We start from the raw sequence: 22,876 nt of genomic DNA, 5'->3' as shown, positions 1-22,876 counted from the left end.
ACCAGCCCTTATTCGTGTTAATCCCAGCTCAGGATAACTTTCCCGGACTGGCCTGAACGCATAGCGTCGAAGCCCTTCTGGAAATCATCGATGGAGAAACGATGGGTAATGATTGGCGAGAGATCGAGGCCAGACTGAATCAGCGCCGCCATCTTGTACCAGGTTTCAAACATCTCACGACCGTAAATGCCTTTAATGAACAAGCCTTTAAAGATCACTTTTGTCCAGTCGATCGACATGTCAGAAGGTGGAATACCTAGCATCGCAATACGGCCACCGTGGTTCATGGTGTCGAGCATGGTACGAAACGCTGGCGGCGCACCGGACATTTCCAGACCGACATCAAAACCTTCGGTCATGCCTAGCTCCGCCATCACGTCATTGAGATTTTCTTTCGCGACGTTAACTGCACGCGTAATACCCATTTTGCGCGCCAGTTCGAGACGATATTCATTAACGTCGGTGATAACCACATTACGCGCGCCGACATGTTTCGCCACCGCCGCCGCCATAATACCAATCGGGCCTGCACCAGAAACCAGAACATCTTCGCCCACTAAATCAAACGACAGTGCCGTGTGTACAGCATTTCCGAACGGATCGAAAATTGCGGCTAAGTCGTCGGAGATATTGTCGGGGATTTTGAAGGCGTTGAACGCCGGAATCACCAGATATTCGGCGAAGCAGCCCGGACGGTTAACGCCGACGCCGATCGTGTTGCGGCACAGATGGGTACGACCACCACGGCAGTTACGGCAATGACCGCAGGTGATATGACCTTCGCCAGACACGCGATCGCCAATCTGGAAGCCTTTCACTTCCTGACCAATGCCCACCACTTCACCAACATACTCATGGCCCACGACCATCGGCACCGGGATGGTTTTTTGCGACCACTCATCCCAGTTATAGATGTGAACGTCAGTCCCGCAGATGGCTGTTTTACGGATTTTAATCAGCAGATCGTTATGCCCGAGTTCCGGTACAGGAACGTCAGTCATCCAGATGCCCTCTTCCGCTTTCAGTTTGGATAACGCTTTCATCTCACATCCTCACTCAGGCAATTACGCCCAGTTGTTTACCAATACGCGTGAACGCTTCTACCGCACGCGTAATTTGCTCAGGAGTATGCGCCGCAGACATCTGGGTACGAATACGCGCCTGACCTTTCGGTACGACCGGATAGAAGAACCCGGTGACGTAAATACCCTCTTTTTGCAGCTCGCGGGCAAATTTCTGCGCCACTACCGCATCGCCAAGCATGACCGGAATAATAGCGTGATCGGCACCCGCCAGGGTAAAGCCCGCCGCCGACATTTGCTCACGGAACTGACGCGCGTTAGCCCACAGGCGGTCACGCAGTTCGCTGCCCGCTTCGACCATCTCCAGCACTTTAATGGAAGCGGCGACAATCGCTGGTGCCAGCGAGTTGGAGAACAGGTACGGACGAGAACGCTGGCGCAGCCACTCAACCACTTCTTTGCGCGCAGCAGTGTAACCACCAGAAGCACCGCCTAAGGCTTTACCCAGCGTGCCGGTGATAATATCGACACGACCCATCACATCGCAGTATTCATGGGAACCACGACCGTTTTCACCGACAAAACCAACCGCGTGGGAGTCATCCACCATCACCAGCGCATCGTAAATATCTGCCAAATCGCAAACGCCTTTCAGGTTGGCAATCACGCCGTCCATCGAGAACACGCCGTCGGTGGCAATCAGCACATGTCGCGCTCCGGCTTCACGCGCTTCTTTTAAACGCGCTTCCAGCTCCTGCATATTGTTGTTGGCATAGCGATAACGTTTGGCTTTGCACAGACGCACACCATCAATAATAGACGCGTGGTTCAGTGCGTCGGAGATAATGGCGTCTTCCGCGCCCAGCAGCGTTTCAAACAGGCCGCCGTTGGCATCAAAACAGGAAGAGTAGAGAATCGCATCTTCCATACCCAGGAATGCCGCCAGTTTCTGCTCAAGCTCTTTATGGCTATCCTGAGTGCCACAGATAAAACGTACTGAAGCCATGCCGAAACCATGAGAATCCATTCCCGCTTTTGCCGCCGCAATCAGCTCTGGATGGTTCGCCAGCCCAAGATAGTTGTTGGCACAAAAGTTGATGACGTGGCTTCCATCAGCCACAGTGATGTCTGCTTGCTGCGCAGACGTGATAATGCGCTCTTCTTTAAACAACCCTTCCGCCCGTGCGGTTTCCAGGTCGTTGGTTAACTGCTGATAAAATTCTCCACGCATTGCGATTCTCCAGACAGGGCAAATTCCAGCACATATTACCCAAACTTATAGGTCGCGACGAGATGACGCGTTAACACTTCTGCAAAATTTAGAATAAATAACGCCCATTACTCTCACTTTCGGCGAATGGCTGAAGCCAACGTCGTGTAGTGATATGATAGAAGTATTCGTGTCTGAGATTGTCTCTGACTCCATAATTCGAAGGTTACAGTTATGATCATCGTTACCGGCGGCGCGGGCTTTATCGGCAGCAACATCGTTAAGGCCCTGAATGATAAAGGCATCACCGATATTCTGGTGGTGGACAACCTGAAAGACGGCACCAAGTTTGTGAACCTGGTGGATCTGAATATCGCGGACTATATGGATAAGGAAGACTTCCTGATCCAGATTATGGCTGGCGAAGAGTTCGGCGATGTCGAAGCGATTTTCCACGAAGGCGCGTGCTCATCCACCACCGAGTGGGATGGTAAGTATATGATGGATAACAACTATCAATACTCCAAAGAGCTGCTGCACTACTGTCTGGAACGCGAAATTCCGTTCCTGTATGCATCTTCCGCAGCGACCTATGGCGGACGCACCTCCGACTTTATTGAATCCCGCGAATACGAAAAACCACTTAACGTCTACGGTTACTCAAAATTCCTGTTTGATGAATATGTTCGTCAGATTCTGCCAGAAGCGAACTCGCAGATTGTTGGCTTCCGTTATTTCAACGTTTATGGGCCGCGTGAAGGTCATAAAGGCAGCATGGCGAGCGTCGCTTTCCATCTCAACACTCAACTTAACAACGGTGAATCACCGAAGCTGTTCGAAGGTAGCGAGAACTTCAAACGCGACTTCGTCTACGTGGGCGACGTGGCAGATGTGAATCTGTGGTTCCTGGAAAATGGCGTTTCCGGCATCTTCAACCTCGGCACTGGTCGTGCGGAATCCTTCCAGGCTGTAGCTGATGCTACGCTGGCTTATCACAAGAAAGGCCAGATCGAATACATTCCGTTCCCGGATAAACTGAAAGGCCGCTATCAGGCGTTCACTCAGGCAGATCTGACAAATCTGCGCGCGGCGGGTTACGACAAACCGTTCAAAACCGTTGCTGAAGGTGTAACGGAATACATGGCCTGGCTGAATCGCGACGCGTAACTATGAAGATTTTGGTGATAGGCCCGTCTTGGGTTGGCGACATGATGATGTCGCAAAGTCTCTATCGCACGCTCCAGGCGCGCTATCCCCAGGCGATAATCGACGTGATGGCACCGGCATGGTGCCGTCCGTTATTATCGCGGATGCCGGAAGTTAACGAAGCTATCCCTATGCCTCTCGGTCACGGTTCGCTGGAAATCGGCGAACGCCGCAAGCTGGGACATAGCCTGCGCGATAAACGTTACGACCGCGCCTACGTCTTACCCAACTCCTTTAAATCCGCATTAGTGCCTTTCTTCGCGGGAATTCCTCATCGCACCGGCTGGCGTGGTGAAATGCGCTACGGTTTGCTCAACGATGTGCGCGTGCTTGATAAAGAAGACTGGCCGCTAATGGTGGAACGCTATGTCGCGCTGGCCTATGACAAAGGCGTAATGCGTACCGCACAAGATCTACCAAAACCGTTGTTATGGCCGCAATTGCAGGTGAGCGAAGGTGAAAAATCGTATACCTGTAACCAATTTTCCCTCTCATCAGAACGTCCGATGATTGGCTTTTGCCCAGGAGCGGAGTTTGGCCCGGCAAAACGCTGGCCGCACTACCACTACGCAGAGCTGGCAAAGCAGCTAATTGATGAAGGTTATCAGGTGGTTCTGTTTGGTTCGGCGAAAGATCATGAGGCGGGCAATGAGATACTCGCCGCACTGAATACTGAGCAGCAGGCATGGTGTCGTAATCTGGCGGGAGAAACGCAGCTTGATCAAGCCGTTATTCTGATTGCGGCCTGTAAAGCCATTGTCACCAACGATTCTGGTCTGATGCACGTCGCAGCGGCACTGAATCGTCCGCTGGTCGCACTGTATGGGCCAAGCAGCCCGGACTTTACGCCGCCGCTTTCTCATAAAGCGCGAGTCATTCGTCTGATTACTGGCTACCACAAAGTGCGTAAAGGCGATGCCGCAGAAGGGTATCACCAGAGTCTGATCGACATTACTCCCCAGCGCGTACTGGAAGAACTCAACGCACTGTTGTTACAAGAGGAAGCCTGACGGATGCGGGTTCTTATCGTCAAAACATCGTCGATGGGCGATGTCCTCCATACGCTGCCCGCGCTAACCGATGCGCAGCAGGCAATCCCTGGAATAACGTTTGATTGGGTGGTGGAAGAAGGTTTTGCGCAGATCCCTTCCTGGCACGCCGCCGTTGAACGGGTTATTCCGGTAGCGATACGCCGCTGGCGTAAAGCGTGGTTTTCTGCACCTATTAAAGCGGAGCGGAAAGCGTTTCGTGAAACGCTACAGGCAGAAAACTATGATGCGATTATTGATGCGCAAGGGCTGGTAAAAAGCGCAGCACTGGTGACACGTCTGGCGCATGGCATTAAGCATGGAATGGACTGGCAAACCGCTCGCGAACCACTGGCAAGCCTGTTTTACAATCGCAAACATCATATTGCCAAACAGCAGCACGCCGTAGAGCGCACCCGTGAGCTGTTCGCCAAAAGCCTGGGTTACAGCAAACCACAGACTCAGGGCGACTATGCCATTGCGCAGCATTTCCTGGCTAACCCGCCGGCAGATGCTGGCGAATACGCCGTATTTCTTCATGCGACGACCCGTGATGATAAACACTGGCCGGAAGAACACTGGCGAGAATTAATTGGCTTACTGGCAGGTTCAGGGATTCGCATTAAACTTCCCTGGGGCGCACCACATGAAGAAGCGCGGGCGAAAAGGCTGGCGGAAGGATTTGATTATGTCGACGTATTGCCGAAGATGAGTCTGGAAGGTGTTGCCAGCGTGCTGGCTGGGGCGAAATTCGTGGTTTCGGTGGATACGGGATTAAGCCATTTAACTGCGGCTCTGGATAAACCTAATATCACTGTATATGGACCGACCGATCCGGGATTAATTGGCGGGTATGGGAAGAATCAGGTGGTTTGTAGGGCGCCGGGGAAAAGTTTAATTAATCTCAACGGTCAAGCAGTTTTGGAAAAATTATCATCATTATAAAGGTAAAACATGCCAACCTTCATTAAACTCCAATCATGGAAACCTTACGCTCTAAAATCATCTATAATTTTAGAGATTATGACTTATGTTTTATGTTTTTTCTTATTAATTATCGCTCTCGTCAATAATACTCTTAGTATAAAATTATTTAACGTTACAGCTATGGTAGGTTTATTGGCCCTCATTCTTAGAGGTAAACAACTAAGTATCAACCGAAACGTCCTTATTCTCCCATTATCTATATTTATTATAGGATTAGTTGATTTAGTTTGGTATTCATTATTTAAATTCGATAATTCACTTTTTCGAGCAACTTATCATAATTATTTAAACACAGCTAAAATATTTCTATTTGGTACGATTTTAGTTTTCTTAGCTCTGAATACTAGAATAAAACTAAAAAAAGACAGTGTATTATATATTTTTTATACTTTATCATTTATTATAGCTACTTATGCAGTTTATATAAAAATGAAAACAAACTGGGAGAGAATATATTTTGAAATCGGAACGCCTACTGGTGCATCGTATTCTATAATGTTTATTGGAATACTAAGTTCAGTCGCGGTATTCTATACAAGAAACAAAAATCCTTATTTGTTCATTTTAAATAGCTTAGCTATCTTCTATGCCTTATTGCTAACGCAGACAAGAGTAACATTAGTAGTTTATCCACTCATTTGTGTAATAACATTTGTTTTGTTTTATATTAAATATCCCAAAAAGATATTAACATCTGCAATAGTATTCATTGTACTTCTAACAGGCCTGATATATTCATTTTCTCAAACATTACAAAATAGATACGCAGAGGGTGTGAATGATTTAGTACAGTATACTAATAATAGTAATTCATCACTTGGTGCCAGAATAGCAATGTATGAAATGGGTATAGACATTTTCAAAGAATCTACACTTACATTGAGATCAGCAGAAGCGCGTGCGCAAAAGATGCATTTATTTGTTTCTGAGCAAAGTCGCTTAGCTGGGGCATTAGAATTTACTAATATACATTTACATAATGAAATAATCGAGGCCGCGTCGTTAAAAGGGATTTTAGGAATAGTCTCTGTGTTATTCTTTTATATTGCATTGTGCTTCACCGCTTATACTGAGAGAAATATAGGTCTTTTTGCATTAACATTAGGTATTATTGGCGTCGGTGTTAGTGATGTAATCATTTGGGCTAGAAGTATCCCAATTATAATAATTTCAGCATTGACGCTATTAGTTATGATTAGAAAAGTAAAAGCCAACAGCATTAGATAATAGAATAAGTAAAAAGTGGGAATCCCCACTTTTTATTTATCGGTGATTAACTTATTCAAGGATAAGAATAATATCTTTGAATCGATATCTTGTACCGTAAAAGTTGGAGAAATTATTTGTATCGCATTAGGATTATTTGGCCCCCAAATTAAGTGTGAGGGATAACTTTGACGACGCGCATTTGGATAAAGAGCAAGTGTAGGACGTTTATACGCTGATGCTATATGTACAAGAGCAGTATCAACTGATATAACATAATTACTAAACTTAGTAAGTGCCACTGTATAAATAAAATCTTTATATGGCAAAATATCAATATCAGGTATAGATATTGTTTTTAGATCTTGATGTAAACCGGTAAATATAACTCTGTAGTTCGGTAATTTACTTTTGATCAGTTGATATATAAAACATATCTGCTCTGATGTTAATCTACATATTTTCTTTGCCCCCAATGGATTTATAATTACGATTTTAGAGTCGCCAATAAAATCTTTTATTTTATTTTCAACATCTACAGGTAAATGCAAGTCGTAGTCGGTGGAAAATTCACCCTCACCATAAATATGCTTCAGTATTTCTGTTGCTCGTGTACTCATATGTTCTTTTAAACATTCATCGTGGGGATGGTAAAATGAATAGTAACGCTTATACCATTGATCAAACCCCAGAATGTAAGAATCTTTCAAACTTGATAATATTAAACTATGCTTAAATGAAGGCATTGTCTCAAAGGGGTCTAATACAATATCGAACTGTAAATTCCGCAGATGCTTACATAAACTAAGCATTTTAAGGGAACCAGTTGATTCTTTAACACACAACTCAAATATATTTTTATTATTAGAGAGAAACTCCCTACCCTTTCTATTTGTGAGGATTGTTATTTGAACTCCTTTACTGTAAAGTTCACGATAAATCGAACTTAATACAATTAGATCACCGAGTTTATTATTATCATGAATGATAAGGCATGATTTAACTTGCGCTGGTTCTGTAACTTGATTATTGATTTTCTTACGAAATAAAAAAGCAAGAAAATTAATCTTGATTTTGTTTATATAAAATCTTTTCTTTTTGTGAAAAGTACCTAAACGCATTTTTATACCATATTATTTTAGTTTCAGGGTGATTAATTAGCATAAGAATCAGTTGGAGCTTTATATTGTATTTTTTTTCTTGTCCTATCCTTTGATTCTTCTGTACTGATATCTTGAAGTTTAATAAATGGAATTACATCGTAAGAAATAGCCGTATCATCAGACAAATTATAAATATTAATATCTTTTACATTATCATGCATAAAACGGAAAAATGGCAAGATTTTAAATAAATCCCTACTCAATTCCGAGGGCATAGGATTCTTATTTTCATCATAGAAACGCGAACAGCTACCCGTTAAATCCAGACCTGAACAAATAATCCGAGCATACTTAAGTGAATATGCTATTTGAATTGCAGCAAAGGCAATAGTATGGCATGAGCAATAACCAAGACTAATGTCTTTGCAAAATCCAACCAGACGACCTTTTTTAGACCACGGTACAGAGATCAGCAGTTCTTTGTGAATCTGGCTCAAAATATTAAATTTAATCTTCTTTATAAAACCACCTTTTTCCCGGCGGTAAAAAGACCGTAATATAAGGCAGTTCTGGAGGATATAAAGTTTATCTTCTTCGGAGGCGTGTTCATAAACGTCAACGTTTACGATAGTATAACGGCTTCTTTGGCTAAAATTGTAAAAATCATCACGACGCTGATGTAAAAAGCGAACATCTGTAAGTACATAAATAAAGGGAATAATATTATGACTTAACAGATATTGTGCTGAACCATTGACAGCAATAATATCCCTTGTCCGTAATACCGACAAAGGTGTCTTTTGCGATGTGGGGCCAGATAGAAAAATAATAACATCATTAGATGTTTTATTTTCAATCAGGTTTTCAACATCTTTTTTGTCAATGTATCGAATATTCTTCATGATAAACCTGTGAAATAAATAACTCCGTATAAAAATGCCTAACGAAGACGCGTAATGGTGGGATATTTCTGCTTTAGCGTGCTGGTTTTCCTTTCAAACGCCGCATAATATTGCGCATTTTTTTACGATAAACTAAAAGATAATAACCTAGATCCTTAATCTCATTTTTAATACCGTAATGACGCTCTAAATCTATACGGTCTTTCGCTTTCCGTTGCGCTGAAGCACGTTTCCCAGAGAGATCAATAATTCGAACTTCACCATTTTTAATAATGAAGTTACCACGATGAGGATCACCAGAGACCATACCATGTTGATGCAAAGAATGAATTGATTGCTGAATTTTATTTTTTAACTCGTTATCAATATTGGGTATATCACATAACTCTACACCATCAATATACTCGATCAGCATGATATATGTATGGACAAATCGTAAAGTTTTTCGCTCTGCTAATAAATAAAAATCATTGAGAGTATGTAATCCTTCATTTCGCACTTTTTGGGTTTGTTCAAAAAGGCGTTCGTAATAATCTCCTTTTAATAGAGATTTAAAAAAACGCTCGTTGCGTTTAATTTTGGGAGAAAAGACCTTAAGCACCAACTTACCGTAATCGGTGTCAATAAGCATGACTTTTGTATCATCAATAGAACGAAACACTTTGATGATCTTAATATTATAAGACAAAAAGTCATTTAATACATTGAGGTACTTTGAATTGTTGTCATCAGTAAAAACAACAAAATCTTTAACCTTATTTTTCTGAATCATGATAAGCCAATTAAAAGTTATTTACTGTAATATTTTCGGTAAAGATAACGAACCCCTGCTATAATGCCAGTTACGTAATGATGCTGAACTAACAAATGCTTATATCTTTTCTTAAATTCGATAACTGATTTTGCATCTCTGGGGGAATCATTTTTCCATGGCGAGTTATCTAACGCTATTTTAAAGTATTTTACAGATGGATAAATTGCCCATTTATGCCACGGTTTAGTTGCCCCTGTATAATGGATGAGAAGCGTGTTTTCTGTAATCAACTTTTTATAGTTCTGATGTGTTTTATCTTTTAATTCGCTTTTAATGGTATAAATAGTATTGAATTCACGAGGCAAAAATATTGTCATCCCTTTCAATAAAACATTCATAACATCTTGATCGGGATATTTATAAACATTATCTTTACTCATAAGAATAGATAACGCTTTTTCTGTTAGTTTTGCATTGGCCCATTTTTTTAAGTCTAAATAAACCACTCCTGAATTAAAGTAGCGCCCCCTTAGTTCAGGATCAGACAACCTGGATACCGCCTTTTCCTGCATTGGCTCAACATCTTTAACAACAGCAGCCACCGCTCCGTTTAAATCCAGATGAAGTAATTGGCTAATATCACCCTTACAAACAACATCCGCATCAAGATAAAGTAAACGATCAAGCGTCAGACCCAATAATTGAAACGCAAACAAACGAAAGTACATTGCTCTTGACCAGACCTGTGTACAAGGCAAGCACTGAAGCTTATCAGTATTAATTCTATAAAGCGTGATTCTTAATTGGTATTGCCTTGCAAGTTTTTCGACCTTTTGAAAAAAATCATCATTATAAACATCAGCAATAATATAAAAATCAAGATTAATATGTCGATTATTTAGGACAATTGATGTGATAGAAATACCTACACCATCAAGATAATTAGCATCGACACCATAGGCAACATTTAAACATTCAGAAGTATTTTTATTAGTTAGCCTAAAATCCCAGGCTTTAACTTTATCTATCTCTATGGCAGGAAATGAGTCCACAAGGCTACCCTTATATCATTACTTTATAGATTCCCAGTTTAATGCTTTATCTTTTCAATAAAATACAAAAGATAATTGCTAAATCCTTTTATATATCTATGCTTTTTCAGCATATGTTTTGCGCTATACCTTAATTGATTGCTATTGTTTGGTTTCAGCAACGCCGTATTCTTCCATGGCGAAGCATTTTTTGCCTCCATAAAGGCTTGTGATACAGGATAATCCCAGGCCCAATCATGCCAGGGCTTGGTCGGACCAATATAATGGATAAAAATAGTATCGCTGGTTACTGGATTTTTAAAACTTTCTTTGAGTTGGTAATTTAAGCTAAACTGGGTATTGTATTTTATATCAGAAAAAATAAGTTTATCTGCCAGTAGCATATTTAATACATCCTGATCAGGATGTGTTATTTTTTTTACTATCTCCGGATCATTTAACATTGCAATGGCTCGTGCAGAAACCTGCTCAACTGCCCATTGGTGAGTATTGATCAATAAAAAACCAGAGTTAAAATAACCTTTAGCAATCCCCACAACACCTAACGAATGTGCACGTTTTTCCCACCAGTCATTTTGTCCTTCGGTAACAACCATTGCGACTGTATGATCAGGAAACGTAAAATTAATAAGTGGTTCTATAGTTCCCTGACAAATGATATCTGCATCCAGATATAGAACTTTAGGTGTTTTATTAATAAAGTAATCTGCAATAATAAAGCGAAAATAGATTGCATGAGTCCAGTTCTTGGTACTTGGCAATGAACGGAGCCGATCGCCATTAATTAAATATACCTTAATCCTGGTTTTGTATTGCTGAGCCAGAGCATCAAAATATTTTCGATCATCTTCACAAAAATAGTCTGTGAAAATATGGAAACATAAGCGATTTCCTTCATTATATTTTAATATTGAAGCAATCGAAATTCCGCAACCAAAAAGAAAATTCTTGTCAGTTCCATAAGCAATATCCAGACAAAGACTTTCTGTTTCTACTTTATAATTGTAATCAATAACTGAATTGAGAAACTCAGTCTCCTGGAAAAAAACCTGCTGCATCATTTCCTCCGGGAAATAACAGAAATAATTATCTTGTGTAATCTGTCATAATATTTCTGCTGGTAAAATTTATCGATCGACGCAGGAATTTTTTCATGTTCGATGAGAATTTCACCGGCTATGTATTTATTGAGAAGAGAAACAAAACTGGTCATATCACCCGGTTGATATAAATGACCATTAACATCAGGCTGGATGATGTCAGCAGGCCCGGAGACACAATCTGCACTGATACAAGGAATCCCCCACGATAAGGCTTCAAGCAGAGTCATCGGGAAACCTTCAAAAGATGACGTGAGTAATAACGCACTCACTTTTTTAATATCCTGCTGAACTAATTCCCAGGGATGTTGTTGCCAACCATACCAGACAATTCGATCATCAATATTTAACTCTCTACCATAAGCCTGGCATTTTTCGAAATCGGAACCATCACCCAATACATGAAGTTTCCAGTCACCTTGCACTTGTGATAAGCCATCAAGAAGATCTTTTACTCGTTTCTGACCTTCGAATTTCATGCGTCCGACATAAATGAAGGTTGCCGTTTCGCCTTCTTCGGGTGCTGGAATGACTGAATCTTTCGCTTCGACAGGGTTAAAAATAACATTTATCGTCGATTCTGGTACACCCCGGTTAATCATTTGTTGTTTAATACCGGAGCTGATTGCTAAATGATAGTCGGCACAGGTGATATATTCAGCATGTTTTTTATGATCTAAAGAAAAATGCGGCCATGAAAATACAGGTACATCAACTCCAGATTTTTTACGCGCTTTTTCCGCATACAAACATGAGATCACATCAATACAAATAACAACATCTGGCTGATAATTCTGAAGCCATTTGCTTAAAGCATGAATATGCTTCGCGCGACGTAAAAAACCTAAGCGAATGTTGGAAAATGAACACGAGTACTTAATACCTTCCAGCCATCCCTTATCCATTTTGTCATTACGGCAAAAGAAAAACATTTCACTTTGGATATGTTGTTGTCTGAAGGTGGTAATAACATCTCGAATGACTGTTTCCATACCACCAAACCCTGAAACAGCTTCGCCGATAAACGCTATTTTCATAGGAACTCTCATTAATTGAGTAAAACTCACTGTTTTAACGGTTTTATTTGTCTATAAAATCAGAAACAATTGTTGACATCATTTTATCAGGACTGAATTTATATAAACTATCATAATCCATTGGTTTAACAGATGAGTTAATAAAATACTCTAACTTATCCCAATCATCATGACCTATTATAAAAAAGCGAGACTCACTATAGATTTCTGAATCAAGTATATTTATATTATTAGTAATTAATTTTTTATTAAAAAATATTGCCTCAAGTATCCGAAGAGTCCAGCCACATTGATTTTCTTTAGTTATATCAACAATTATATTAGAATTTAATGTTCTTCTAATATTCTCTTCATAAGGTATTTGTTTTTCAATCAAATACTTTGAAGTAGGAGAGGATGTCTTATCTTTGACAACATTAAAATCTAGCTTACATCCTAGTGTTGTTAATCTATCAGCTAATTCATCAATTATTTGAAGACGCCCTTTATCACGACCAAGGAAAAAACATATTGGCTGGCTGTTATTTTTGTCAAACAAACTATAATTTGTAATCTCTTCCATTCCGATAGGAAAAAATTGTTCTATTGCTTTGGTCTTCTCATTCCCTATAAATCTATTTTCAAAATCATAGATAATATCGAAATAATTTGCACTATCAAAAATAAAATCTTCGCTAACAGTATTTCTTAGCAGCAAAACCTTATGGCAATTAATATTTTTTAATATTTGTTTATTAATTCCTTTATTAATCACACTGTCATTAAAGATAATTATATCATCCTTTTTAACAGCATTGAGATTATGTTTGATGAATAATCGTCCCAACCATGCATTATCCATCCCTAACTTCGAAAGTTTCTTATTAATCCAGTTGTATTTTTTTGGAGTTGTTATATTTTTTATCTTATACTTTTTTTTCAAGTACTGGATCATTTTTAATTCATAATCTGCAACCCAGTTTATAAAATAAATAGTCATAATGAAGTTAGTTCCAGTACATACTGATAAATATTTTTATAATCCTTTGCGTTGTGTTCGCTCTTTAATACGCTCGGCCTTAATGCTTGCCATGTTCAATAAATTCCGTTCAAGAGATAATATTTTTCGTAAAGGCATCCCAAAATAAACCTTCATAAATCGCCATATATCTCTCTGCGTCAGGCCAATATTCATCGATGAAAAATATAGACCAATCAAATCTTTATCCCGCCAACGACGTGGGACTTTTTCCCGTATCTGCGCGCGATGCAGGTCTATTACCGAAATTTTTAATTCATCTTCCCGGCCAGTGAACGGTAAATGAAGCAAAAAGTGGCAGATATAACAATCACGATGATTTATTCCTGCTGCGTGCATTTTACGCACCATAGTTGCCACTCGTGTAATCAGCATACGCTTAACACATATATCAGGCGGATTAACTGTCCAATCTGCACAATAATCTTCAAGGCTAATCGTAGGAGTAAGATCTTCGGTAATAATAAATGATGTACGGGTTAATGGATTTAACCCTTTTTCACCAAACCCTATACCGTGCATCGTATCAACACCGACATCATGCAGTCGATGAATAGCGTGCCACTCTCTGTCTGCGCCTAAAACGGGCATACGCAATGAGAGCAGGTTTTTTATAATTTCTTTTAAGGTCGTACCTTTGTGCCATTTAAGGAAATAGCTTTTCCCAGCCAATTCAAAGCGTAATGTTCGACGTGTCTCTAGTTCGCGAAAGACTTCGCCATTCAGTTTTTTAACTTCTGTAAAAGCATCTTTACCACGCCAAAGTGTGGCAAGCGGCTCTTTTAATTCAACCATCTAAACCACCTGTAATAATATCTGCGGCTTTCTCTGGCAGGCTGTATAAATCCTGAGTATCTGCATAATGGCGAGCATTCTCCGCCCAGGCCATTCGTAGCGAATACTGTGTTAATGCTTTGCGTAAGATCGCATTTAATTCTTCCTGACGGAATGGTTCCGCGATAACCGCTCCACAATTAGCATCTGCAATATAATGCGCGTATCCACATACTGCGGTTGTCAAAACAGGTAATCCAGCGGTGATCGCCTCAAGGAGAACAATACCGGCAGCTTCCTGGTAAGCGGGATGCAGTAAGAGATCTGCCGCAGCCATTAATTCAGACACGTCATTCCTCCCGGAAAAGAAATGCACGTTGCTACGTACCCCAAGTTTTTCTGCCAGCACTTCAAATTTGCGTGGTTTATCCTGACCAACGACAAACAAAAGCGTATTGTGGCGTAATGATTCTGGTAACGATGCCAAAGCCTTAATTGAGCGATCCACACCTTTACGACCGAAATCTGACCCAACCTGTAGCAATAAGTTTTGTTGTTCGGTTATGCCATTTTTCTGACGATATATTTCACGACTGTTTGGGATTTGCTCGCTGTATTTCCTGTCCGGATAGATGCCGGGGGGAAGAATTTGAAAACGTTCTGGTTCAGTCTGGTAATGCTTCTGGAAATCGGCGATTTGCTTATCGGTCAGCATCATGAGTTTCGTCGATTTACCATGTTCGAAAGTCGCTCGCTCAAACGCAGCATAATGGCGATAGCGTGATGTTAAACGATAGAAAAATCCCTTTTCTTGCGCCACTTTCTCGGCATAACAGACATCGGCGGCAAAATAGACATCCAGCCCAGGCATCTTATTAAACCCAACGACACGATCAGCAGGATGCGCTTTGAGATGATTTTGTACCCAGGCATAATATTCTGTATTACGTCCATGGTTAGTATGGGATTTAACCGGTACGCGAATAAGCTCAAATGCTTCCGGACAATCGCCTTCCCACGACTGTGTATATACCCGAACATGGTGGCCCCGTGCGGCAACTGTTGACGCAATACGCATAAAGTCACGCTGTAGACCACCAAATGGAAAATATTTATATAAACAAAACGCCACGATCATAATTATGCATTCCTGTTAGCTGAAGGAGCATCTTCTGGCAACAGCTTTTCCGTAGCGGCAATGACATCTTCCGCTGGAATAACAGAAAGATATTTTTTGTTGCGGTCAAGTTCGTGCCGGGTGGGCATTTGTTGATAATTACCCGCCCAGAACTGAATAATATTATCGGTCCATGGACGCCAGAATACATGATCAGTGGCCCCAAATAGGCTAATAACTGGCGTCTTCACCGCCGCCGCAATATGCCCTGGCGCAGAATCCACACCAATAAAGAGTACGGCATGATCAATTAACGCACCCAGTTCAGGAAACCGTGTTTTACCTGCAAGGCCAGTGATAGGTTTTGTTTGGCAGCCTTGTGCTATTTCATCTACACAGGCGAGATCATCTGCCGAAGGCCCACAGGTCAGCACAACCTGATAACCACGCCGTTGCAAAGCATCGATAACCATAGAAAACTTATCATTATCCCAGCACTTAAATATCTGACGAGCTGTCGGTTGGATGACGACATAATGATCTTTCACGCCCAGAGCATCTAATTCCTGCCGCATTTTCTTCCAGCAATCATCGGCGTAACTCATTGTTGTGTCGGTGTAGAAATCGGTAATACCTAATGGCTCAAGGACCGATAAATTACGCTCAACAATATGTGTACCGTGTATTGGCGCTAAGTGTGTAAAGCTTTTTTTCCAAATACTATACTGCCGATGACCATAAAGTTGCGATATTTTCATACGTGCCGGTAAACAACGCACCAGCAGTGCTACCATCCATTGATCCGTAAGATTAATGACCAGGTCATAATTATTCGCACGCAGAGTTTTTATCAACGAAAGCACATTTTTAATTTTATCGAATGTTCCCGCACCTTTATTGCTTATGCCATAGAGCGTATTAATTTCCGGGTTTTCAGACAAAATAGGAATTGTATCCTGATAAAGCAGCATATCGATTTTTGCATCGGGATAATTCTGCTTGAGCGTACTGATGACAGGAGTAGTTAATAACATATCTCCGTGATATCGCATCTTTATGACCAGGATATTTCGAAATGGCTTTTCCACTAGCGACTCTTTTGTATGATTGTCTGGTTAAGTTAAGCAGAAAAAAGCACGCTACCGCCCCAGGCTCAACAGCTACCTGAATACTGATAACGCACTTACTTTGGCGTGCTAGTGTATCATTTCTTTCGCAGCAATCCGACCCGAATGTTTTTTATACACAAAATGGTTTTTAATCATAAAAATCATGCAGATAAAAAACCACATGCAGATAATTCTGGTACGGACGATGCCTATATAGAGTTGCAAATTGGTTCGGGCTTCAATGAATCGCATAAAAATACAAAAAAACTGGAGATGTCGTGGTAGTTCAGACCAAACAGAAGCTATTTAAGTCAAAAACGGGAAAAGTAATGGTAAAGCCCCAGCTAAATACATAGAATCCCCAGCACATCCATAAGTCAGCTATTTATTATGCTCGAATTGCTTTACACCGCCCTTCTCTACCTTATTCAGCCGTTGATCTGGATACGGCTCTGGGTGCGCGGACGTAAGGCTCCGGCCTATCGAAAACGCTGGGGTGAACGTTACGGTTTTTACCGCCATCCGCTGAAACCAGGCGGCATTATGCTGCACTCCGTCTCCGTCGGTGAAACTCTGGCGGCGATCCCGTTGGTGCGCGCGCTGCGTCATCGCTACCCTGATTTGCCGATTACCGTTACAACCATGACGCCAACCGGTTCGGAGCGCGTACAATCAGCGTTTGGGAAGGATGTTCAACACGTTTATCTGCCTTACGATCTGCCCGATGCGCTCAACCGTTTCCTTAATAAAGTAGACCCTAAACTGGTGTTGATTATGGAAACCGAGTTGTGGCCAAACCTGATTGCGGCGCTACATAAACGTAAAATTCCGCTGGTTATCGCCAACGCGCGACTTTCTGCGCGCTCTGCGGCAGGTTACGCCAAACTGGGCAAATTCGTTCGTCGCTTACTGCGTCGTATTACGCTGATTGCCGCCCAAAATGAAGAAGATGGTGCACGTTTTGTGGCGCTGGGCGCAAAAAATAATCAGGTGACCGTTACCGGTAGCCTGAAATTCGATATTTCTGTAACACCACAACTGGCTGCTAAAGCAGTGACGCTGCGCCGCCAGTGGGCGCCACATCGCCCGGTATGGATTGCCACCAGTACTCATGATGGTGAAGAGAGCGTGGTAATTGCCGCGCATCAGGCGCTGTTAAAGCAGTTCCCTAATTTATTGCTCATTCTTGTTCCACGTCATCCGGAACGCTTCCCGGATGCGATTAACCTGGTCCGCCAGGCTGGACTAAGCTATATCACACGCTCTTCCGGAGAAATCCCTTCCGCCAGTACACAAGTGGTAGTTGGCGATACGATGGGCGAGCTGATGTTGCTATACGGCATTGCCGATCTCGCGTTTGTTGGCGGTTCACTGGTTGAACGAGGTGGGCATAACCCACTGGAGGCTGCTGCACACGCTATTCCGGTACTGATGGGGCCGCATACCTTTAACTTTAAAGACATTTGCGCACGGCTGGAGCAGGCAAGCGGGCTGATTACCGTCACTGATGCCGCGTCGCTGGCAAAAGAGATATCCTCTTTACTCACCGACGCCGATTACCGTAGTTTTTATGGCCGTCATGCCGTTGAAGTGCTGTATCAAAACCAGGGCGCGCTGCAGCGTCTGCTTCAACTGCTGGAACCTTACCTGCCACCGAAAACGCATTGAGGTTGTTATGCAAAAACGGGCGATTTATCCGGGTACTTTCGATCCCATTACCAATGGTCATATCGATATCGTGACGCGCGCCACGCAGATGTTCGATCACGTTATTCTGGCGATTGCCGCCAGCCCCAGTAAAAAACCGATGTTTACCCTGGAAGAGCGCGTGGTACTGGCACAGCAGGCAACCGCGCATCTGGGAAACGTGGAAGTGGTCGGGTTTAGTGATTTGATGGCAAACTTCGCGCGTAATCAACACGCTACGGTGCTGATTCGTGGTCTGCGTGCGGTGGCGGATTTTGAATATGAAATGCAGCTGGCGCATATGAATCGCCACTTAATGCCGGAACTGGAAAGTGTCTTTTTGATGCCTTCAAAAGAGTGGTCGTTTATCTCTTCATCGCTGGTCAAAGAGGTGGCTCGCCATCAGGGTGATGTCACCCATTTCCTGCCGGAGAATGTCCATCAGGCGCTGATGGCGAAGTTAGCGTAGCGTTTATGCCGGATGGTATGCCATCCGGCGCGCATGAATTACTTCTGGCACCGCCTGCAATAAAACGTCGCCCGCTGCGCATGTTTAGTCGCCACAATCGGCGTACCGCACACCCGACACGGCTCGCCTTTACGCCCGTAAACCTGCAATTCCTGAGCGAAATAACCCGGTTTACCGTCACTTTGTAGAAAATCTTTCAGCGTCGTGCCGCCCTGTTCAATAGAACGGAGTAGCACTGCCTTAATCACTCGCGCCAACAATTCACACTCAGCCAGCGACAGAGACGATGCCAGCCGATCAGGATGGATCCCCGCAGCAAACAGTGATTCGCTGGCGTAGATATTTCCCACACCCACCACCAGCTTGTTATCCATCAGCCAGGGTTTAATCGCCGTTTTTTTCTTCGCGCACTTCTGATGTAGGTATTCGCCATTGAAATCGTCGCTAAGCGGCTCCGGCCCAAGATGGGCCAGCACATTGTGCCCTTCCAGTTCTTTGGTCCACAGCCAGGCGCCAAAGCGGCGCGGATCGGTATAGCGCAGCACTTTGCCGTTGCTCATCACCAAATCAACATGGTCATGCTTTTCAGGGGGAAGTTCTTCTGGAAGGATGCGCAGGCTGCCAGACATACCCAGATGAATGATAATCCAGCCCTCTGGCAACTCCAGTAGCAGATATTTAGCCCGGCGCTGCACGCTAAGCACTGGTTGGTCGCTTAAACGGTAGATTTCTTCCGAAACCGGCCAGCGCAAGCGTCCATTGCGCACCACCGCATGAAGAATAGTTGCACCAACGAGATGCGGCTCTATCCCGCGACGGCTGGTTTCAACTTCGGGTAATTCAGGCATAGCATCTCCAGGAATGAACAGATGCAGTCAATATGGGGGCAAACAGATAACAAAAAACCCCGCCGGAGCGAGGTTTTTCGTTACATTAAAGCGAGAATTATTTAATTTTCGCTTCTTTGTAGATCACGTGCTGGCGAACAACTGGATCGAATTTTTTCAGTTCCAGTTTTTCCGGCTTAGTACGTTTGTTCTTCGTAGTGGTATAGAAGTGACCAGTACCAGCAGAAGAAACCAGCTTGATTTTCTCACGAATACCTTTAGCCATGATTTATTTCCTCTAAGTACTTAGTACTTTTCGCCACGGGCACGCAGTTCAGCCAGAACTGTATCGATGCCTTTTTTATCGATTACACGCATACCTTTAGCAGATACGCGCAGGGTGACAAAACGCTTCTCGCTCTCAACCCAGAAACGGTGAGAGTGCAGGTTCGGCAGGAAACGGCGTTTAGTCGCGTTCAGTGCGTGGGAACGGTTGTTACCGGTCACCGGACGCTTGCCAGTAACTTGGCAGACTCGGGACATGTCTATTCTCCAAAAATCAAATTAGCTCGAGCTTCGTATGGGGTATTGGCGCCTCGTCAGGCTTTACAGCCCGGTCATCGCAGTTCTATGTGAACTCTCGATTGCCAGGCCCAAATGCCAAACCCGAGATTCTCAAAGGTGGCGTAGTATACGCTGACTCGGCGATGTGCTCAAGTCCCGAACAGACAAAGATCCCGAAGGATCGCGCATAGCGGGTTAAATCCAGCCGCGTTCGGCAAAAGAAACATATTCTCCACGCCCAATCACGATATGGTCGAGCACGCGTAATTCCATGAACTGACAACTTTTTATTATCCGTTCGGTGATGAGTTTATCCGCTTTACTGGGTTCAGCACAACCCGAAGGGTGATTATGCGCAAGGATCAGCGCCGAGGCGTTTATTTTTATCGCTTCGCGGATAATTTCCCGAGGATGGACTTCAACATGGTTTAGCGTGCCGGAAAAAAGACGGCTATGCGTTATAACCCGGTGTTGTGAGTCGAGAAAGATCACCATAGAGATCTCCCGCTCTTCGCCCGTGAGCTGGCTTTGTAAAAATTCCCTCGTCATCTCCGGGCTGAGTAACGGGCTTTCTTCACGCATCCGCACGTTGTAGTAACGCCGCGCCAGTTCGGCAATCCCCTTTAACTGGGCAAATTTCGCCACGCCAATTCCATGAACCCCACTAAATTGTTCATATTCAGAGGTTAACAAGCCGTAAAGAGAGCCGAAATTCTCCAGCATCTCTTTTGCCAGGGTTAACACATCTTTACCGCGCGTTCCTGTACGCAGAAATAACGCCAGCAGCTCGACATCCGTTAACGCACCAATGCCAAACTTCAACATTTTTTCGCGTGGCATCAACAGCTGTGCATTGTTTTTCACCTTCACCTCCTTTGTGATGCTCGCATCCTGTCATAGCCGTTCCGTTAAATCGACGGCCAGTTTTCAATCCTGGAAAGCGCCTCGCAAAGTGATTCTCAGGTGAAAGCACGACAACAAAAGTATTGTGATAAAATCGCCAACTTCTGGTGTCACCCAACAGGAAAAATCATCATGAGTCTGGCCGGTAAAAAAATCGTTCTCGGCGTCAGCGGCGGTATTGCTGCCTATAAAACCCCTGAACTGGTGCGTCGTTTGCGCGATCGCGGGGCCGACGTCCGTGTGGTAATGACCGAAGCGGCAAAAGCCTTTATCACTCCACTTAGTTTGCAGGCGGTTTCTGGGTATCCCGTTTCCGACAGTCTGCTGGATCCGGCAGCCGAAGCGGCAATGGGCCACATTGAGCTGGGTAAATGGGCTGATTTAGTGATTCTTGCCCCAACCACGGCGGATTTGATTGCCCGCGTTGCTGCCGGTATGGCGAATGATTTGGTATCGACGATTTGCCTTGCGACTCCTGCGCCTGTTGCCGTGCTGCCAGCGATGAACCAACAGATGTATCGTGCTGCTGCCACCCAGCATAATTTAGAGGTGCTTGCCTCGCGCGGTTTGCTGATCTGGGGGCCCGATAGCGGCAGCCAGGCCTGTGGTGATGTCGGCCCTGGGCGAATGCTCGATCCGTTAACCATTGTTGATATGGCGGTCGCCCATTTTTCGCCCGTCAACGACCTGAAACATCTGAACATTATGATTACCGCAGGCCCGACACGTGAACCGCTCGATCCGGTGCGTTATATCTCTAATCACAGCTCCGGCAAGATGGGGTTCGCCATTGCCGCAGCCGCTGCACGCCGTGGCGCGAACGTCACGCTGATTTCTGGCCCGGTTTCACTACCGACGCCACCGTTTGTTAAACGTGTTGATGTGGTAACCGCACTGGAGATGGAAGCCGCCGTGAAGGCATCCGTGCAACAGCAAAATATCTTTATCGGTTGTGCCGCCGTCGCGGATTACCGTACAGCCACCGTTGCCAGCGAAAAAATCAAAAAGCAGGCCACACCGGGTGATGAATTAACAATAAAAATGGTTAAAAACCCGGATATCGTCGCCGGTGTTGCCGCATTAAAAGACCATAGGCCTTATGTTGTTGGATTTGCCGCCGAAACAAATAATGTGGAAGAATACGCCCGGCAAAAACGTATCCGCAAAAACCTTGATCTGATCTGCGCTAACGATGTTTCCAGAAAAAATCAGGGATTTAATAGCGACAAAAACGCATTACACCTTTTCTGGCAGGATGGCGATAAAATCTTACCGCTTGAGCGAAAAGAGCTCCTTGGCCAATTATTACTCGACGAGATTGTGACCCGTTATGATGAAGAAAATCGACGTTAAGATTCTGGACCCGCGCGTTGGGAAGGAATTTCCACTCCCGACTTATGCCACTTCTGGTTCTGCCGGACTTGACCTGCGCGCCTGTCTCGACGACGCCGTAGAACTGGCACCGGGCGACACTACACTAGTGCCGACCGGACTGGCGATTCATATTGCCGACCCTTCACTGGCGGCGATGATGCTGCCGCGCTCCGGGTTGGGACATAAGCACGGTATTGTGCTTGGTAACCTGGTAGGATTGATCGATTCCGACTATCAGGGTCAGCTGATGATCTCCGTGTGGAACCGTGGTCAGGACAGTTTCACCATTCAACCTGGCGAACGTATCGCGCAGATGATTTTTGTTCCGGTGGTACAGGCCGAATTTAATCTGGTGGAAGATTTTGACGCCACTGATCGGGGTGAAGGCGGCTTTGGTCACTCTGGTCGTCAGTAACGCATACGCATCC

At 43.8% G+C, this 22,876-nt stretch carries 24 protein-coding genes and 1 pseudogene; 8 read left to right on the top strand and 17 right to left on the bottom strand.

The window, feature by feature from the left end; all coding sequences use genetic code 11:
• Nucleotides 1-17: 17 nt before the first annotated feature.
• Nucleotides 18-1,043, bottom strand: a complete 1,026-nt coding sequence (tdh, locus tag A7Z06_RS11900; RefSeq protein ID WP_000646026.1) for an L-threonine 3-dehydrogenase — start codon at nt 1,041-1,043, stop codon at nt 18-20.
• 13 nt (nt 1,044-1,056) lie between these two features.
• On the bottom strand, nt 1,057-2,253 hold the full coding sequence (gene kbl / locus A7Z06_RS11895) for a glycine C-acetyltransferase (protein WP_001213853.1): 1,197 nt from the start codon (nt 2,251-2,253) through the stop codon (nt 1,057-1,059).
• Between the two features lie 213 nt (nt 2,254-2,466).
• Here kbl and rfaD point away from each other — a divergent pair, with 213 nt between their 5' ends.
• From rfaD to A7Z06_RS11875, 4 genes and pseudogenes are all read left to right on the top strand, one after another.
• Nucleotides 2,467-3,399, top strand: a complete 933-nt coding sequence (gene rfaD / locus A7Z06_RS11890) for an ADP-glyceromanno-heptose 6-epimerase (RefSeq protein WP_000587764.1) — start codon at nt 2,467-2,469, stop codon at nt 3,397-3,399.
• A gap of 2 nt (nt 3,400-3,401) precedes the next feature.
• On the top strand, nt 3,402-4,448 hold the full coding sequence (gene rfaF / locus A7Z06_RS11885; RefSeq protein ID WP_000699258.1) for an ADP-heptose--LPS heptosyltransferase RfaF: 1,047 nt from the start codon (nt 3,402-3,404) through the stop codon (nt 4,446-4,448).
• 3 nt (nt 4,449-4,451) lie between these two features.
• The gene (gene rfaC / locus A7Z06_RS11880) at nt 4,452-5,411 is read left to right on the top strand and encodes a lipopolysaccharide heptosyltransferase RfaC (protein ID WP_001264627.1); all 960 of its coding nucleotides are present in this window, start codon (nt 4,452-4,454) and stop codon (nt 5,409-5,411) included.
• 9 nt (nt 5,412-5,420) lie between these two features.
• Nucleotides 5,421-6,473, top strand: a pseudogene (locus A7Z06_RS11875) (O-antigen ligase family protein); the annotation flags it as partial.
• Nucleotides 6,474-6,517: 44 nt separating this feature from the next.
• Here A7Z06_RS11875 and A7Z06_RS22445 read toward each other — a convergent pair.
• From A7Z06_RS22445 to rfaQ, 11 genes are all read right to left on the bottom strand, one after another.
• Nucleotides 6,518-6,592, bottom strand: coding sequence for a hypothetical protein (locus A7Z06_RS22445; protein WP_432758339.1), 75 nt, complete (start codon nt 6,590-6,592; stop codon nt 6,518-6,520).
• A 120-nt stretch (nt 6,593-6,712) separates the two neighbouring features.
• Nucleotides 6,713-7,780: a glycosyltransferase family 9 protein gene (locus A7Z06_RS11870; RefSeq protein ID WP_001236428.1), complete on the bottom strand. Its 1,068-nt coding sequence runs from the start codon at nt 7,778-7,780 to the stop codon at nt 6,713-6,715.
• 32 nt (nt 7,781-7,812) lie between these two features.
• Entirely contained in the window at nt 7,813-8,664 is an 852-nt protein-coding gene (gene waaZ, locus A7Z06_RS11865) for a 3-deoxy-D-manno-oct-2-ulosonate III transferase WaaZ (protein WP_000790290.1), read from the bottom strand.
• A 73-nt stretch (nt 8,665-8,737) separates the two neighbouring features.
• Entirely contained in the window at nt 8,738-9,436 is a 699-nt protein-coding gene (rfaY, locus tag A7Z06_RS11860) for a lipopolysaccharide core heptose(II) kinase RfaY (RefSeq protein WP_000615184.1), read from the bottom strand.
• A gap of 17 nt (nt 9,437-9,453) precedes the next feature.
• Nucleotides 9,454-10,470 (bottom strand): lipopolysaccharide 1,2-glucosyltransferase RfaJ, encoded by a 1,017-nt coding sequence (gene rfaJ, locus A7Z06_RS11855; protein WP_000376847.1) that lies wholly within the window; start codon nt 10,468-10,470, stop codon nt 9,454-9,456.
• 38 nt (nt 10,471-10,508) lie between these two features.
• Nucleotides 10,509-11,528: a lipopolysaccharide 3-alpha-galactosyltransferase gene (gene waaO / locus A7Z06_RS11850; protein ID WP_001188024.1), complete on the bottom strand. Its 1,020-nt coding sequence runs from the start codon at nt 11,526-11,528 to the stop codon at nt 10,509-10,511.
• Nucleotides 11,528-12,607, bottom strand: a complete 1,080-nt coding sequence (waaB, locus tag A7Z06_RS11845) for a lipopolysaccharide 1,6-galactosyltransferase (protein ID WP_000683966.1) — start codon at nt 12,605-12,607, stop codon at nt 11,528-11,530. The genes waaO and waaB overlap by 1 nt, the downstream gene beginning before the upstream one ends.
• A gap of 43 nt (nt 12,608-12,650) precedes the next feature.
• Entirely contained in the window at nt 12,651-13,586 is a 936-nt protein-coding gene (rfaS, locus tag A7Z06_RS11840) for an LPS core biosynthesis protein RfaS (protein ID WP_000158228.1), read from the bottom strand.
• 36 nt (nt 13,587-13,622) lie between these two features.
• Entirely contained in the window at nt 13,623-14,420 is a 798-nt protein-coding gene (rfaP, locus tag A7Z06_RS11835) for a lipopolysaccharide core heptose(I) kinase RfaP (RefSeq protein WP_000229845.1), read from the bottom strand.
• Entirely contained in the window at nt 14,413-15,537 is a 1,125-nt protein-coding gene (gene rfaG, locus A7Z06_RS11830; RefSeq protein WP_000634282.1) for a lipopolysaccharide glucosyltransferase I, read from the bottom strand. The genes rfaP and rfaG overlap by 8 nt, the downstream gene beginning before the upstream one ends.
• Before the next feature lie 2 nt (nt 15,538-15,539).
• A complete protein-coding gene (gene rfaQ, locus A7Z06_RS11825) occupies nt 15,540-16,604 on the bottom strand; it encodes a lipopolysaccharide core heptosyltransferase RfaQ (RefSeq protein WP_010344498.1) in 1,065 nt (354 codons plus the stop codon).
• 411 nt (nt 16,605-17,015) lie between these two features.
• Here rfaQ and waaA point away from each other — a divergent pair, with 411 nt between their 5' ends.
• Nucleotides 17,016-18,293 (top strand): lipid IV(A) 3-deoxy-D-manno-octulosonic acid transferase, encoded by a 1,278-nt coding sequence (waaA, locus tag A7Z06_RS11820; RefSeq protein WP_000891554.1) that lies wholly within the window; start codon nt 17,016-17,018, stop codon nt 18,291-18,293.
• Between the two features lie 7 nt (nt 18,294-18,300).
• Complete coding sequence (gene coaD, locus A7Z06_RS11815; protein ID WP_001171876.1) at nt 18,301-18,780, top strand: pantetheine-phosphate adenylyltransferase; 480 nt, start codon at nt 18,301-18,303, stop codon at nt 18,778-18,780.
• A 38-nt stretch (nt 18,781-18,818) separates the two neighbouring features.
• Here coaD and mutM read toward each other — a convergent pair whose 3' ends face one another.
• The 4 genes from mutM to radC all read right to left on the bottom strand — a co-directional run bounded on the left by mutM (nt 18,819) and on the right by radC (nt 21,035).
• Complete coding sequence (gene mutM, locus A7Z06_RS11810) at nt 18,819-19,628, bottom strand: bifunctional DNA-formamidopyrimidine glycosylase/DNA-(apurinic or apyrimidinic site) lyase (protein ID WP_001114534.1); 810 nt, start codon at nt 19,626-19,628, stop codon at nt 18,819-18,821.
• 97 nt (nt 19,629-19,725) lie between these two features.
• A complete protein-coding gene (rpmG, locus tag A7Z06_RS11805) occupies nt 19,726-19,893 on the bottom strand; it encodes a 50S ribosomal protein L33 (RefSeq protein WP_001051798.1) in 168 nt (55 codons plus the stop codon).
• 20 nt (nt 19,894-19,913) lie between these two features.
• On the bottom strand, nt 19,914-20,150 hold the full coding sequence (gene rpmB, locus A7Z06_RS11800; RefSeq protein ID WP_000091955.1) for a 50S ribosomal protein L28: 237 nt from the start codon (nt 20,148-20,150) through the stop codon (nt 19,914-19,916).
• 216 nt (nt 20,151-20,366) lie between these two features.
• Nucleotides 20,367-21,035 carry a RadC family protein gene (gene radC, locus A7Z06_RS11795; protein ID WP_105279432.1) on the bottom strand — a complete coding sequence of 223 codons (669 nt, stop codon included), beginning with the start codon at nt 21,033-21,035 and terminating at the stop codon, nt 20,367-20,369.
• A gap of 171 nt (nt 21,036-21,206) precedes the next feature.
• Between radC and coaBC the strand changes: the two genes are divergently transcribed.
• Together coaBC and dut are read left to right on the top strand one after the other, a co-directional pair.
• On the top strand, nt 21,207-22,427 hold the full coding sequence (gene coaBC / locus A7Z06_RS11790) for a bifunctional phosphopantothenoylcysteine decarboxylase/phosphopantothenate--cysteine ligase CoaBC (RefSeq protein ID WP_000050166.1): 1,221 nt from the start codon (nt 21,207-21,209) through the stop codon (nt 22,425-22,427).
• Entirely contained in the window at nt 22,405-22,863 is a 459-nt protein-coding gene (dut, locus tag A7Z06_RS11785; protein WP_000976070.1) for a dUTP diphosphatase, read from the top strand. Before coaBC ends, dut begins: the two co-directional genes overlap by 23 nt.
• The last annotated feature ends 13 nt before the right edge of the window (nt 22,864-22,876 follow it).

It is taken from the genome of Escherichia sp. MOD1-EC6819 (genome assembly GCF_002965765.1).
Classification (GTDB): domain Bacteria; phylum Pseudomonadota; class Gammaproteobacteria; order Enterobacterales; family Enterobacteriaceae; genus Escherichia; species Escherichia ruysiae.
The sequence above is the reverse complement of the archived record's forward strand: the minus strand, read 5'-3'. Positions and strand labels throughout refer to the sequence as shown.